This is a genomic window from Burkholderia sp. Bp9012 (genome assembly GCF_003853825.1).
GTDB classification, from domain to species: domain Bacteria; phylum Pseudomonadota; class Gammaproteobacteria; order Burkholderiales; family Burkholderiaceae; genus Burkholderia; species Burkholderia diffusa.
The window spans coordinates 116,361-132,099 of record NZ_QTQA01000012.1 but is presented as its reverse complement, the minus strand read 5'-3'; the positions used below and the strand labels follow the sequence as shown (position 1 = coordinate 132,099).

General features: G+C 72.4%; 3 protein-coding genes. All 3 read right to left on the bottom strand.

Translation table 11 applies throughout. The annotated features are described in order from the left end of the window. Positions 1-22: 22 nt before the first annotated feature. The 3 genes from DIE11_RS18375 to DIE11_RS18365 are packed head-to-tail and all read right to left on the bottom strand — an operon-like array spanning position 23 to position 15,737. On the bottom strand, positions 23-1,048 hold the full coding sequence (locus DIE11_RS18375) for a GNAT family N-acetyltransferase (protein WP_124626158.1): 1,026 nt from the start codon (positions 1,046-1,048) through the stop codon (positions 23-25). Then, entirely contained in the window at positions 1,038-6,035 is a 4,998-nt protein-coding gene (locus tag DIE11_RS18370) for a non-ribosomal peptide synthetase (RefSeq protein ID WP_124626157.1), read from the bottom strand. The genes DIE11_RS18375 and DIE11_RS18370 overlap by 11 nt, the downstream gene beginning before the upstream one ends. Before the next feature lie 9 nt (positions 6,036-6,044). Continuing rightward, complete coding sequence (locus tag DIE11_RS18365) at positions 6,045-15,737, bottom strand: non-ribosomal peptide synthetase (protein WP_124626279.1); 9,693 nt, start codon at positions 15,735-15,737, stop codon at positions 6,045-6,047. Positions 15,738-15,739: the final 2 nt, after the last annotated feature.

Below are 15,739 nucleotides of genomic sequence, written 5' to 3'. Positions count from 1 at the left end.
CCTTGTCGGTGAATCCGGCCCGTCAGACGTGACGGCCGGAGAAGAAGGTCTCGCGCAGCGTGCGCATCCACAGCGGCTGCCCGTCGGCAAGCGCCAGGCGGCGCTGCCGCGCGAAGCCGTGCCGCGCGAGGGTGTCGACGACCCGCGCGCGGCCGGCCGGGACCGCGCAGCCGACCGCTTCGGTGCGCGGATCGTCGAGAAACAGGTAATGCACGACCGACGGCAGCCAGCCCGCCACGCAATGCGGGCCGCGCCAGCGCGATTCCCCGACCAGCATCCGCAGCCCGCGGTCGTAATCGCGCGCGCCGACGTGCGGCGCGAGCGGGTCTTCCTTCAGCCAGAACGCCTCGACGTACGCGAAGGGTTCGCCGTCGAAGCAGCCGACGAGCGGGCTCACGTGCGGATCGGCATCGGGCGCCGTGCCGTGTGCGCCGGGCTGCGTGCCCGGCCAGCCGTCGCGCACGCGCGGCGCGTCGAACCAGTTCGCCAGGCGCGTGGCGTCCTCGCCCGGCTGCCAGCCGCGCAGCGTGAAACGCACGCCGAGTGCCGGCAGGTCGCGCGCATACACGTCACCGCGCGGCGCGGGCGGCCGGCGCGGATGCCGCCGGCCGTCGGTCAGCATCGGCAGCGTCGCACATGGCAGCGGCGTGCCGACGCGCCACAGATCGGCTTGCTGCGCCCAGCCTTCACGCATGCACAGGCCGCCGTCGCCGAGCACGCCGCTCGCGCGCAGCGCATCGAGCGCGACCGCCGGCCACGCGGCCGGGTCGAGCCGGATCGCCGCGCGGCGCGCGTCGTCGGAAAACGCGGCGGCGAGCGCGGCCAGCAGCGCGCGGCGCTGGTCGCCCGGTGCCGCGCGATGGTTGTACGCGACGAGGCGCAGCGTGCCGTCGTCCGCGAGCTGCGCGCGCAGCAGCTGCGCGCCGATGCCGTCGCCCTGCGCGACGCGGATCTCCGCGTCGTCGCGTACGGCGAACAGGCCGTCCGCGAACGCGAGACGGCACGTATCCGGCATCGTGAATCCGTCCGGACGCACTTCAGCCAGCATCGCGCACCTCCTGCTCCGTTTCGGCCGACGCATCGATACGCGCGCCGAGCGCCGCGAGCGTCGGCGACGCGAATACGTCGGCCACCGTCAGCGCGAGCCCGGCGCGGCCGGCCGCATCGACGAAGCGCACCACGTCGAATGAAGTCGCACCCGCTTCGAACAGATCGGCACAGGGTGCGGGCGCGGCCGTCGCGAACGTGTCCGACCACAGCGCGGCGAGCGCGGCTGCCGCGTCCGGCGCCCACGATGTCGTCATGACCTGCATCGCCGCGCCGCCGGCCGGTGCGGCTGCGACCGCCGCCGGCGCGGTGAACAGCGCGTCGGGCGCGCCGAGCGCCGCTTCCGGCGCGCCGGCGAAACGCGCGACCTCGTCGTGATAGAGGTCGACGAGCGCGTCGACGAAATCGCCGTCGAGCAGTTCGTCCGCATACGAGAACGCAGCGCTCACGCGGCCGTCCGGATGCTCGACGACGTCCAGCTCGAGCGTGAACACGACGCGATGACGCACGTCATCGAACTCGGCAAGCGACAAGCCGGCCCAGTCGCGTGCGGCGGCACCGGTCGGGCGCAGGTAGTTGAACATCACCTGGAACAGCGGATTGGCCTGCGCGGTACGCGGCGCGCGCAGCGCGGCGACGACGTCGGCGAACGGCACGTCGGCGTGCGCATACGCGGCGAGCGCCGTATCGCGCACCTGCGCGAGCACGTCCGAGCGGCGGGCCGACGTGTCGAGCCGTGTGCGCACGACCACCGAATTGATGAAGAGACCGAGCGCATCGCGCGCGGCATCACCCGTCAGCTCGCGCGTCGATGCCAGGACGCCGACCGGCTGATCGGCCGCACCGGTCACGCGGAACAGCGCGGTGTTGAGCGCCGCGTGCAGCAGCATCGGCAGTGTCGCGTGCGCGGCCGACGCGGCGTCGCGCGCGGCACGGATCAACGATGCGTCAAATTCGAACGCGATGCGCGCCGCACGCCATTGCGGGACGGCCGGCGCGTTGGCGCGCCGTGGCAGCACGGGCGGCGGCAGGTCGGCCAGCGCGTCGCGCCAGTACGCGACGCGGGCCGGGTGGCACGGCCCGGGCAGCACGAGCTGCGACATGTTTTGAGGCGGCGTCGACACCGGTTCCGCTCCGCCACGCACCAGATCGACATAGCCTGCGCGCACCGCGTCGAGCCACAGCTCGATCGATTCGCCATCCGACACGATGTGATGGATCGTCACCGACAACACGTGATCGTCCGCGCCGAGCCGCAGCACGCGTGCGCGCCACAGCGGCGCATCGGCCGCGAGATCGAACGGCGCGAGTGCGTCGGCATCGGTCAGCGCCGCCGCGCGGGCGAGCGCATCGGGCAGCTCGGACAAGTCGACGAGCGGCAGCGCGACGGGCGGCGCGATGTCGATCCGCTGACCCGGCGGCATGCCGTCGCGCGCGACGAGCCGCGTGCGCAGCGCCGGGTGCTCAGCCACCGCAGCCGAGAACGCGGCGCGCAGTGCATCGACGTCGAGCGGACCGCGCACGCGCAGCGCGACCGGAATGTTGTACGCGGCGCTGTCCGGCTGCGCGCGCCACAGGAACCACAGGCCGAGCTGCGCGGGCGACAGCGGCCATACGCCGAACGCATCGGGTTTGACCACCGCGATGCCCGGTACGGTGGCACCGCCGTGCGCGGCGCGCGGCGCATCGGCCACGTGGCGTGCGTATTGCGCGAGCACCGGCGCTTCGAACAAGGCGCGCACCGGCACGTCGCGGCCGAGCCGCTCGGCGACGCGCGTCGCGACGCGCACCGCCGCCAGCGAATGGCCGCCGAGTTCGAAGAAGTGATCGCGGCGACCGACGCGTTCGACGTTCAACACGTCGCGCCAGATCGCCGCGAGTGCGGTTTCGTCGCCGTCGTGCGGCGCTTCGTATGCGCGTTCGACGCGCACGGGCGCCGGCAGCCGCGCACGGTCGACCTTGCTGTTCGCGTTGCGCGGCAGCGCGTCGAGCACGATCAGTTGCGCGGGCACCATGTAGTCAGGCAGCGTGCGGCGCAGATGCGCGTCGAGCGTCGCGGCTTCGACCGGTTGCGCGGCCGCTTGCGCGTCGGCGGTCAGTTCGACGTAGGCGACGAGCTGCGCCTGCGCGCCCTGCCCGTGCACGACCGCGCACGCTTCGCGCACCGCGTCGTGCGCGGCCAGCTGCGCCTCGATCTCGCCGAGCTCGATGCGCAGTCCGCGCAGTTTCACTTGATGATCGACGCGGCCGATGAAGTCGAACACGCCATCCGCGCGACGCCGCACGAGGTCGCCCGTGCGATACAGGCGCGCGCCCGGCGCGCCGTAAGGATCGGGCACGAAGCGCTCGGCCGTCAGCGCGGGACGATCGAGGTAGCCGCGCGCGACGCCGATCCCCTCGCCGCCCAGGTACAGTTCGCCGATCACGCCGACCGGCAGCGGATGCAGCCGCGCGTCGAGCACGTGCGCGGTGCGCGCGCCGACCAGCGTGCCGATCGGCAGATACGCGGCGTCGCCCAGCTTCGCGAGATCGTCGCCGGGGCGGAACATCCACAGCGTCGGCGTGATCACGGTTTCGGTCGGGCCGTAGCCGTTGACCACGCGCACGTTCGGCATCGCGCGGCGCAGCATCGCGAACGCTTCGCGCGAGGTGGCTTCGCCGCCGACGGTCAACGAGCGCAACGTCGGCGGCGCGCCGTGCACGAGCGCCCATTCGGCGAGCTGCGCGGCGCAGCCGGGCGGCACGTAGGTCATCGTCACGCCGTCGCGAATCATCATCGCGCAGGTCTGCGCCGGCGGCCACAGCACGTCGGCCGTCACCGACACCGCGGCACCTGACAGGTATTGCGAAAACCAGCCTTCATGCGCGCCGTCGAAGTTGATCGACTGGAACAGCAGGAACACGTCGTTCTCGCCCGCGCCATAGCGCTCGGCGATCGCCACGCAATGCCGCGCGAACGCCGCGTGATCGACGATCACGCCTTTCGGCTTGCCGGTCGAGCCCGACGTGTAGATCGCGTATGCCGCATGACCGGGCAACACGTCCGGCAGTGCGACGTCCGCGGCTTCGTCGAGTGCGTCGACTTCGTCCGCGCGCCAGACGCGCAGTGCCGGCAGCTCGGGCAGCGATGCGGCGCTCGCGCCGTCGGTCAGCACGTGCGCGATGCCCGCATCGCCGACGATCTGCGCGAGGCGTTCGCGCGGATGGGCCGGATCGAGCGGCACGAACGCGGCGCCCGACTTCAGCACCGCGATCAGCGCGACCAGCAGGTCGACCGAACGCTGCAGCGCGACGCCGACGCGCATTTCGGGCCGCACGCCGGCCGCGACGAGGTTACGCGCGATGCGTGCCGCGCGCGCGTCGACCTCACCGCGCGTCAGCGCGCGATCGATGTCGGCGACACCGCGTGCGTCGGGCCGCACGTGCGCATGCGCGGCGATGCGCGCGTGGACCGGGACGAACGGCTCGGCTTCGGCCGCGCCCGCCGGCGCGTTCCACGCGAACAGTTGCGCACGTTCGTCGGCCGGCAGCCAGTCGAGATCGCCGATCGGCACGTCGGGGCGCGCGAGCGCACCGGCGAGCAGCGTGACGAAGCGCGCGGCCAGCCGCGCGATCGCATCGCCGTCGAACAGGTCGAGCGCATGGATGAACGCGGCATCGAACGTGCCGTCGGGCGTCGCCTCGACGGAAAGCGTCAGGTCGAATTTCGCGGACGGCGTGCCGGACGGCAGCAAGGTTGCCGATGCCGCGCCCAGCGCCGGCAGCGCGCGGCGCTCGCCGTACGCGGCCATCACCTGGAACAGCGGATGGTGGCTCGCGCTGCGCGGCACGCCGAGCGCGTCGACGATCTGCTCGAACGGCACGTCCTGGTGCATCTGCGCATCGACGAGCGCGCGCTGCGTACGCGCGACCAGCGACGAGAAATCGCCGTGCGCGGGCACGTCGACGTCGATCGCGAGCGTGTTGACGAAGAAGCCGATCAGGCCGGCCGTTTCCGCGCGCTCGCGGTTCGCGGCCGGCACGCCGACGCAGATCCGCGCGTCGCCGGTCGCACGCGCGAGCAGCGCGTCGAGCGCCGCGAGCAACACCGCGAACGGCGTCGCGCCCGACGCGGCTGCGAACGCGCGCAGCCGCGCACCGATGCGCGCGTCGAGCGAAAACACGTGACGTGCACCGCGCGCGCTGCGGCGAACGGGCCGCGCGGCCGCGCCGGGCAGCGTCAGCACGCCGCGCTGCGGGTCGAGCCGCTCCCGCCAGAACGCCAGTTGCCGGTCGCGCTCGCCGGCATCGAGCCAGCGGCGCTGCCACAGCGCGTAGTCCGCGTACTGGATCGGCAGCGGCGCGAGCGGTACGGGTTCCCCCGACGCATACGCGCGATAGAACGCCGCGAGTTCAAACAGCATCACGTCCGACGACCAGCCGTCCGACACGATGTGATGAACGGTCAGCGCGAGCCAGTGTTGCGTCGCGTCGAAGCGGATCAGGTGTGCGCGCACGAGCGGTGCCGCGCCGAGATCGAACGGCTCGGCTTCATCGGCCATTGCGACGCTTTCGGCGCGCGCGACGCGCTGCGCGTCGGGCAACGCTTCGAGATCGGTCTCACGCCAAGGGCAGCGCAGCGGCGGATGGATCGTCTGTGCGACGCCGTCCTCCGCTTCGTCGAAGGTCGTGCGCAGCGCTTCATGGCGCGCGATCAGCGCATCGCACGCGAGCCGCAGCGCATGCGCGTCGAGCGGGCCCGTCAGCGCGAGCCGCTCGGTGATGTGATACGCGTGAGGCGCGTCGATCAAGCGCGCGTGCAGCCACAGCCGCGTCTGCGCGAACGATGCCGGCACGCGGTCGGCGCGCGGCGTGCGCGGCGGGATCGGCAGCATGCGGAAGTCGATGCCGGCCGCGCCGAGCTTGTCGATGAACACCGCGCGCTGCGCGTCCGGCAGTTGCGTGAAGCGCGTCGCAAGCGCGAGCCAGTCGGGTTGAGCCTTCGTCATTCGTTATCCTTATTGGGCTTCCAGTTCGCCGAGCAGCGCATCGATCGCGCTCGCCGCGTCGGTCTCGCCGCGTGCCGCGCAGGCCGCGTCGATCGCGTCCGCGCAGCGTGCAAGCGTGCGGGTGTCGAACAGCGTGCGCAGCGGCAGCGCGAGGCCCCAGTGCAGGTTCGCCTGCGCATGGGCCTGCGTCGCGAGCAGCGAGTGGCCGCCGAGCAGGAAGAAATCGTCGTCGCGGCCGATCGCGTCCACGTGCAGCACGCGCTGCCAGATCGCCGCGAGCGCGCGCTGCGTGTCGGTTGCGAGCTCGACGGCCGCGATCGCCTCGCGCACCGGCGCGGGCAACGCATGGCGGTCGCACTTGCCGTTCGGCGTGACCGGCAGCGCGTCGAGTTCGATCAGCTGCGACGGCACCATGTAAGCCGGCAACTGCGCGCGCAGTGAATCCAGTAACGCGGCACGGTCGAGCGGCCCCGAGTCGCCACATGCGACATAGCCGATCAGCTGCTCGTCGCGCACGATCACGACCGCGTCGCGCACGCCGGGCGCGGCGCGCAGCAGCGCCTCGATCTCGCCCGGCTCGATCCGCTGGCCGCGCAGCTTCACCTGCATGTCGACGCGGCCGAGGTAGTCGAGCGCGCCGTCGGCGCGACGCCGCGCGAGGTCGCCGGTGCGATACATGCGGGCGCCGGGCACGAACGGATCGGGCACGAAACGCTCGGCAGTCAGCCCCGGGCGGCCGAGATAGCCACGCGCGAGGCCCGCGCCCGCCAGATACAGTTCGCCGGTCGCGCCGGCCGGCACGCTCTGCCAGGCCGCGTCGAGCACGTGCAGTTGCAGGTTCGCGATCGGATGGCCGATCGGCACCGCGACGGCGCTGGCGTCGTCGGGGCCGCAGGTCCAGTGCGACACGTCGATCGCGGCTTCCGTGGGCCCGTACAGGTTCACGAGCGTCGCGTTCGGCACGAGGCGCGCGACCTTCGCGACGAGTTCGGGCGCGAGCGCCTCACCACTCGCGACGATCAGGCGCACGCTGTCGCATTGCGTGGCGGCCGAAAAATCGTCGAGATACGCGGCGAACGCGGCCAGCATCGACGGCACGAAGTGCAGCACCGTCACGCCGTGCGCACGGATCGCGGCCGCGAGGCGGGCCGGATCGCGGTGGTCGCCGGGCGCGGCGATCGCGAGCTTCGCGCCGGTCGCGAGCGGCCACACGAATTCCCACACCGACACGTCGAAGCCGAACGGCGTCTTGTGCAGCACGACGTCGTCGCGCGTCAGCCGGTACGCGTGCTGCATCCACGCGATCCGGTTCGCGAGCGCGCCGTGCGTGTTGCCGGCGCCCTTCGGCTTGCCGGTCGAGCCGGACGTATAGATCAGGTACGCGAGCCGTGCGTCGTCGACGTCGGTTGCGACGTCGGCGGCGGCATCGGCCACTTCGCACGCCTCGTCCGCAAGCAGATCGGCCACCGTCAGCAGTTGCGTCGGCGCTTCATCGCCGAGCGCGGCCTCGACCTGCTCGCGCAGATGCGCCTGCGTGATCGCGACCGCGGGCCGCGCGTCGCGCAGCAGGTACGCGATGCGCTCGGCCGGATAGTCGGGATCGACCGGCAGGTACGCGGCGCCGGCCTTCAGCACGCCGACGAGCGCCGTCACCATGTCGAACGAACGCTCGACGCACAGCGCGACCGGCGTGTCGGGCCGCACGCCGCGCCTGCGCAATGCGGCGGCGACGCGTGTCGTGTTCAGGTCGAGCTCGCGATAGGTCGCGCGCTGCACGCCACCGTGGACATCCGCGTATTCGAGCGCGATCGCGTCGGGTGTTGCCCGTGCGGCGGCCGCGAATTGCAGATGCAGCGGCTGCCGTTGCGCATCCGGCCACGTCCGCGCGGTGTCCTGCGCGCGCGCAAGTGCGTCGCGCGTCGCGTCGTCGGCGATCGACAGCGTGCCGAGCAGCGCGTCCGGCGTGCGGGCCAGCGCATCGAGCGCACAAGCGAACGCGCGGTGCCAGCGCTCGACCTGATGCGCGTCGACGCGTGCGGTGTCGTAGCCGTAGTCGATCGTCAGTTCGGCGCCGCTCTCGATCACGAGCGTCAGCGCGAAATCGGTCGACTCGATACTGCGCACGCCGCTCAGTGTGAGTGCGCGCGAATCGGCGTCGCGCACCGCCTCGTCGACGGGATAGTTCTCGAACACGACCAGCGTGTCGAACAGTGCGCCGCCGGCGCCGCGTGCCCAGCGCTGGATGTCGGCAAGCGGCGTATGCGCATGCTCGGCGGCAGCCGCGTTTTCGCGTTGCAGCGCTTGCAGCCAGTCGGCTGCGCGTTGTTGCGGCGCGGGTGCCGTGATGACGGGCAGCGTGTTGATGAAAAGGCCGAGCACCGTGTCGACGTCCGCGAGCGCATCGGGACGGCCCGCGACGGTCGCACCGAATGCGACGGCCGGCTGGTGCGTCATGCGCTGCAGCGCGAGCGCCCAGGCGCCCTGCACCAGCGTGTTGACGGTCAGCTTCAGCGCCCGCGCCGTTTGCGCGACACGCGTCGTCGCCGCCGCGTCGATCGTCGCGCGCCACGTGACCATGTCGGCATCCGCGCGGTCGGCCACGCGCTCGGCGATCAGCGTCGGTGCGTCGAGACGCGCGAGCCGCCCGGTCCAGAACCGCTCGTCGGCCTCGCGGTCGCGCGTGCCGAGCCACGCGATGAAGTCGCGATAGCGCAGCGCCGGGCGGCGCTCGAACGGCGACACCGCGTCGGGGTCACGATAGTCGCGCAGCACGTCGCCGAGCAGGCGCGCCGTGCTCCACCCGTCGAGCAGCACGTGGTGGCGCGTCCACACGACGCGCCACGCGTCGTCCGTCACGCGGATCAGCGTGAGCCGCATCAGCGGCGGCTCGCGCCAGTCGAAGCCGCGTTCGCGGTCGGCCGCGAGCCACGCGTCTAAATCGGTGTCCAGCGCGTCGCCGCGCGTGCGCCAGTCGAGCTGTTCGACCGGCATCCGCGCGTGGCGATGCACGCATTGCAGCGGTGCGGCCTCGTCGGGCATCACGCTGGTGCGCAGGATATCGTGGCGTGCGATGGATGCGGCGAATGCGGCCACGAGCCGGTCGGCATCGAGCGCCGTCGCGGTCGCGACGAGCTGGTTCACGTAGCTTGCATGACCCGGCGCGAACAGCGCATGGAACAGGATCCCCTGCTGCATCGGCGACAGCGGATACACGTCGTCGATCGTGCGCCAGTCGAGCGGCGCGCGCTCGATCGCGGCCTGCGTGAGGCCGGCGGCCCGCGCGAGCGGGAAATCGCCCGGCGTCGCACCGCCGCCGCGATGCGCGACACGCGATGCGCATGCGTCGGCGAGTTCGCGCAGCGCGGCGGCAAAGCGATCCGTGAATGCATCGATCGTCGCGCGCTCGAACTGTGGCGTGCCGTATACCCAGTGGACCTTCAGCGTGCGTGCGCCGTCGCGGTCGGTATCGAGGTATGCGTGAATCGCGAGCGTGTTGCCGAGCGGCCCTTGCGGGTCACGCTCGATGCCGGTGCCGCCGAAGCGCGGCACGAGCGTCGCGTCGCGCGGCGCGTCGAACTGGCCGAGATAGTTGAACGTGACGCGCGGACGCGGCACGGCGGCCAGCGCCGCACGCGTCGCCGCGTCGCCGTAGTGCGCGAGCACGCCGAAGCCGAGCCCCTTGTGCGGCACCGCGCGCAGCGTGTCCTTGACCGCGCACAGCGTGTCGCGCGCGGTGGCTTCGACCGGCAGCGTGACCGGATAGTGGCTCGTCAGCCAGCCGATCGTGCGACTCGCGTCCGCATCATCGAACAACGCCTCGCGGCCGTGCCCCTCGAATTCGACGCGGCACGACGCGGCGCCGTCGGCACCGGCCAGCGCCAGTGCGAGCGCCGCGCCCAGCAGTTCGATCGTCTGCGTGCGATACGCGGCGTGCGCGTCAGTCAGCGCCGCGCGGGTCAGCGCCGCGTCGATCGTCTGCACGACGACGGCCGCGTCGGCGTTCGTCGCCGGTGCGTCGGGATGATCGGGCACGAGGTCGTCGCCCTGCGCCATGCCGGCCCAGTAAGCCGTTTCCGCGGCGAACGGCGATGCCGGTTCCGTCGCGGCCCGCGCGAGGCGTGCGGCCCAGGCATCCGCACGCAAGCCCGGCGGCGACAGGCGAACCGGCGTGCGTTCGCAAGCGGCGCGATACGCGGCGTCCAGATCGTCGAGCAGGATGCGCCACGACACGCCGTCGACGATCGCGTGATGAATCGCCAGATACAGCTGTGTCGCGCCGTCCGGCAGCCGCGCCGCACATGCGCACGCGAGCGGCCCGCGGCCGAGATCGAGGCGGCGCTGCAAGGCGTCGAAGCGCGCCAGCGCGTCGGCTTCGTCTTGCGCGGCGACCTCGACGAACGGGAGTGCGTCGTACGGTTTCGCTGCATCGCGCGCGTGCCAGTGGCCATCCGCACCGTGTGCAAAGCGCTGGCGGAAGGCGTCGTGATGCGTGAGCAGCGCGTCGAACGCGCACGCGAATGCATCAGCGTCGAACGGATCGCGCACGTCGAACGCGACCGACTGGTTCCAGTGGCCCGGATGCGGCACGTCGAGCGCGAAGAAGCGCTGCTGTGCGGGCGTCAGGATCGTCGCCGCGGCAGCCGCGGCAGCCGCGGTAGCCGTTGCGGCCTGAGCCGGCGCGGACGATATCGTTGCCGGCGCTGCAGCGGCGACGTCCCCGGTTTTCGCGATGCGCGCGAGTTCGGCGACCGTCGGGCCGTCGAACAGCTGCTTCGGCGTGAAGCGCACACCGCGCTTGCGGGCGCGTGCGATCACCTGCAGCACCAGAATCGAATCGCCGCCGAGTTCGAAGAAGTTGTCGTCGCGGCCGACGTGCGGCACCTTCAGCACCGCCTGCCAGACTTCGGCGAGCGCCGTTTCGACCGGGCCCTGCGGCGCGGCGCCGGCGGCAACCGCCACCGGCGCCGCGGCCAGTTCGCGCAGCGCCGCGCGATCGATCTTGCCGTTCGCGGTCACCGGCAGGCGCGCGAGCGCGACGAACTGCGCGGGCACCATGTAGTCGGGCAGCGTCGCGCCGAGTGCCGCGCGCATGGCGGCCTCGTCGAATGCCGCGCCGTCGCGCATCACGACGAACGTCGCGAGCCGCAGGCGGCCGTCGTGCTCGATCGCGAGCGTCTCGGCTTGCGCGACCGGGCCGGCCGCGCGCACGGCCGCACTCACTTCGCCCGGTTCGACGCGATAGCCGCGAATCTTCACCTGGTCGTCGATGCGGCCGAGGAATGCGAGACGGCCGTCCGCGCGCAGGCGCACGCGGTCGCCGGTGCGATACAGGCGCGCACCGGGCGTGAGCGGATCGGGCACGAAGCGCTCGGCGGTCTGCGCCGGCCGGTTCAGGTAGCCGCGCGCCACGCCCGGCCCGCCCAGATACAGCTCGCCCGTTGCACCGGCCGGCACGCACGCGCCGAACGCGTCGAGCACCAGCGCGCGCGCATTCGGCAACGGCCGGCCGAGCGGCACGGCGCTCGCGGGATCGCGCGCATCGGCGCCGATCGACGCGGTGTCGCACGCGATCGCGCCGACGGTCGCTTCGGTCGGCCCGTAATGGTTGATCACGCGGCAGGCCGGTGCGAGCGCGGCCAGGCGCGCGACGAGTGCCCACGTCAACGTTTCGCCGCCGGTCACGAGTGCGTGGCGCGGCAGCACGTCGGCCGGCACGCGCGCATCCAGCAGCGCCTGCAGATGGCTCGGCACGATCTTCAGCACGCCGACGTCGCGGCGGCGCATCTCGTCCGCGAACAGGTCCGGATCGAACGCGCACGCGGCCGGCAGCAGGTGCAGCGTGCGGCCTGCGCACAGCGCGCCGAACAGCGTCGTGTGGCCGAGGTCGGCGGCGACGGTCGACACCATCGCGAACGACGCGTCCGGTTCGAACGCGAGCTCGTCGAGCATCCCCTGCACGTAATCGGCCAGTGCGCCGTGCGACACGACGACGCCCTTCGGCGTGCCGGTCGAACCCGACGTATAGATCAGATAGGCGCCCTGCTCGGGATGCGGCGCGACGCGTACGTCGCCCGCATGCGCGAGCGTCGCGTCTTGCGCGAGTGTGTCGACGTCGAGCGGCTGTGCTGCGCTGCCGGCCGGCCACGCGGCCACATCCCGGCCCTGCGCGACGAGGGCCCAGCGCGCGCCGCAATCGGCGGCTGCGGCCGCGATCCGTGCGGCCGGCTGGGCCGGGTCGAGCAGCACGGCCAGCGCGCCGGCCTTCAGTGCGCCGAGCAGGCCGACGACGAAGCGGGCCGAGCGCTCGATGCAGACGATGACGGGTGCTTCGGCCGCCGCGCCGCGCAACTTCAGCGCATGCGCGATGCGGTTCGACGCGTCGTCGAGTTCGGCGAACGTCAGCGACGCCGACGCATCGACGAGCGCGACGCGATGCGGATACGCGGCAGCCTGCCGCGCGAAGGCGGCGACGATGTCGGCGTGCTCGACGTTCAGCGCACGGCCGTCGCGCGGCAGGCGCGACGCCGGAGAGGCATCGCACGGCAGCGCGGCCGTCGTGCGGTGCGGTTCATGTGCGGCACACGCGACGAGCGCCGCATAGCTGTCCAGCCACGCGCGCGCGGTGTCGGCATCGATGCAGTCGGTTGCATAGGCGGCGACCAGTTCGATTCCGTGCGCGTCGTCGGTGAAATCCAGTGCGAAGTCGAAGCGCGCGGCGAGATCGGGCCCCGGCGTCGCAACCGCGGTCGCGCCCGGCAGCACGCTGTCGTGCCGTGCATCGAACTGCTGCGCGAACTTCACGCGCAGCCATTCGTCGCCGCGCTTGACGGGCGGCTTCACCGCATCGACGACGCGCTCGAACGGCACGTCCTGGTGCGCGACCGCATCGAGCGCCGCCGTGCGTGCCGCGTCGACCAGCGCGCGGAACGGCAGCGTCGGCGCCACCCGCACACGCAGCGCGACCGTATTCAGGAACAGCCCGAGCAACGCGCGCGTTTCCGGGCGCTGGCGATGCGCGACCGGCACCGCGACGACCACGTCGGTCTCGCCTGTCAGGCGCGACAGCCATGCGTCGAGTGCGGCCAGCAGCACCGTGAAGACCGTTGCCTGCGCGTCGCGCGCGAGACGCCGGATGTCGGCAATGACCGCGTCGGGCAGGCGGACCGACACACGCGCGCCCTGCAGCGTGCGCGTCGCGCCCGGCTGGCGATCGACCGGCAGCGCAAGCGGGCCCGGCACGTCGCGCAATGCGCCGCGCCAGTAGTCGAGCTGACGCTCGCCTTCGCCGCCGGCAAGCATGTCGCGCTGCCAGTCCGCATAGTCGGCGTACTGGATCGGCAGTGCCGGCAACGACGGTTCGCGGCCTTCCGCATACGCGCGGTACGCGGCCGACAGCTCGTCGAATGCGCAGCGCGAGCTCCAGCCGTCGGTGATCGCATGGTGCGCGGTCAGGAGCAGCCGGTGGCGATCGTCGGCGAGCGCGACGAGCGTCGCGCGCAGCAGCGGCCCGTCCGACAGATCGAACGGCATGCCTGCGTCGCGCTCGGCGATGCGCGCGGCTTGCGCGTCGCGGGTGGCCAGCGGTTGACCGCGCAGGTCGAGCGTTTCGATCGTAACGGGCAGATGCGCATGGATGCGCTGCATCACGATGCCGTCGTCGTTGTCGACGAGCGTCGTGCGCCATGCATCGTGCCGCTCGATCACGTGATCGAGCGCGCGCTGCAGTGCGGCGTGGTCGAGCGCGCCGTCGATCGTCCAGTGCGCGGCGATGTGATACGCGGCGCTCGCGTCGCGCGTTTGCGCGAGCACCCAGAAGCGCTGCTGTGCGAGCGATGCGGCGCGATCGACGTACGGGGCGCCCGACGCAGCGGCATCGGCCGGCGCGCGGCGTGTGGCAATCGCGGCCAGCGGCTCGCCCGTTTCGCGTTCCGCGCGATCGACGTGCGCAGCAAGCTCAGCCAGCGCCGGATCGGCGAACAGCGTGTCGAGCCGCAGGTTCACGCGCAACGCGGCGCGGATCGCGGCCTGCAGTTGCATCGCGGCGAGCGAATCGGCGCCCAGCACGAAGAAGCGGTCATCGCGCGTCGGCGTCGCGTCGAGGCCGAGCAGTGTTTGCCAGAGGCCCGCGATCTGCTGCTCCGTCGGCGTGCGCGGCTCGTCGCCTGCGGATTGTTCGGTGTCGCGGACGCCGGCGATGCGCTCGCGTAGCGCGGCACGGTCGATCTTGCCGTTCAGCGTGTACGGCAGCGCGTCGCAGCGCACGAAACGGTGCGGCTGCCACGCGGCGGGCAACAACGCGCCCACGTGCGCCTTCAGCGTCGCATCGTCGGCGGCCGCGCGCAGCGCGACGCACGCGATCAGCCGCGTCGGCCCGTTGCCGGTTTCGGCGATCACGGCCGCGTCGGCCACCGCCGGATGCGTGTGCAGGCACGCGGCGATTTCCGCGGGCTCCACACGCACGCCGCGCACCTGGACCTGGTCATCGAGGCGGCCGAGATAATCGAACGCGCCGTCGGCGCGCTGGCGTGCGAGGTCGCCGGTTCGGTACACGCGGGCACCGGGTTCGCCGTGCGTATCGGGAATGAAGCGTTCAGCCGTCAGCGCCGGGCGGCCGTGATAGCCGCGCGCGAGGCATACACCGCCGAGCAGCAGTTCGCCGCCCTCGTCGCCATCGATGCGCGCGACGCGCGGGCCGATCGCGCGACCGATCGGCAGCGATGCATACGCATCGTCATCGGTCAGCACGGGCATTTCGCCCGGCTCGACCGGCCACAGCATCGGGGAGATCACGGCCTCGGTCGGCCCGTAACCGTTGATCAGGCGAACCGACGGGAACGTGCGGCGCACGAATTCGAATGCCTGTTGCGGCAGCGCTTCGCCGCCGAACGCGAGCACGCGCAACGCCGGCGGCACGCCGTCGCGTGCGGCGACGGCCGCGAATTCGCGCAGATACGCGGGCGGAAACGCGGCGACGCTGACGGATTCACTCACCATCAGCGCATGGGCGGCGTCCGGAGTGAACGGCTGCGGCGGCGCAATCGTCACGCTCGCGCCGACCGCGAGCGGCGCGAGCCAGCATTCGTGCGCGGCATCGAAATTGACCGACGCGAAATGCAGCAGGCGGTCGCCGCCCTCGATCGGCAGCGCGGCCGCGAGCGCGTCGCAATGCGCGGCGAGCGGCCCGTGCTCGACGACCACCGCCTTCGGCGTGCCGGTCGAGCCCGACGTGTAGATCATGTAGGCCGCCGAGCGCGGATGCACCGGCACGTCCTCGTCGTCGACGAAGGCGGCGGCACCTGCCTCCGCGGACATCGCGTCGAACGCGTGTTCGAACGGCGCGCCGAGCGCCGCGCGGCCGGCCGCGTCGACGATCCCGTGGCGCAGTTGCGCATCGCGGACGATCCAGTCCAGACGCGCGGCCGGATGACGCGGATCGAGCGGCACGAATACGCCGCCCGCTTTCAGCACGGCAAGCAGTGCGACGAACAGCTCGCACGAGCGTTCGACGCAGACGCCCACCCGCACTTCCGCGCCGACCCCGGCCGCGCGCAGCTGGCGGGCAAGGTGCGACGCACGCGCGTCGAGCGCGCCGCGCGACAGGCGCAGGTCGTTCTGGAAAGGCGCGGCGAGCGCGGGCGCGTCGGGCGCGCGGCGCGCCAGTTCGCGAATTCGTTGATGCAACGCAGTCGGGAAACTCGTCATGT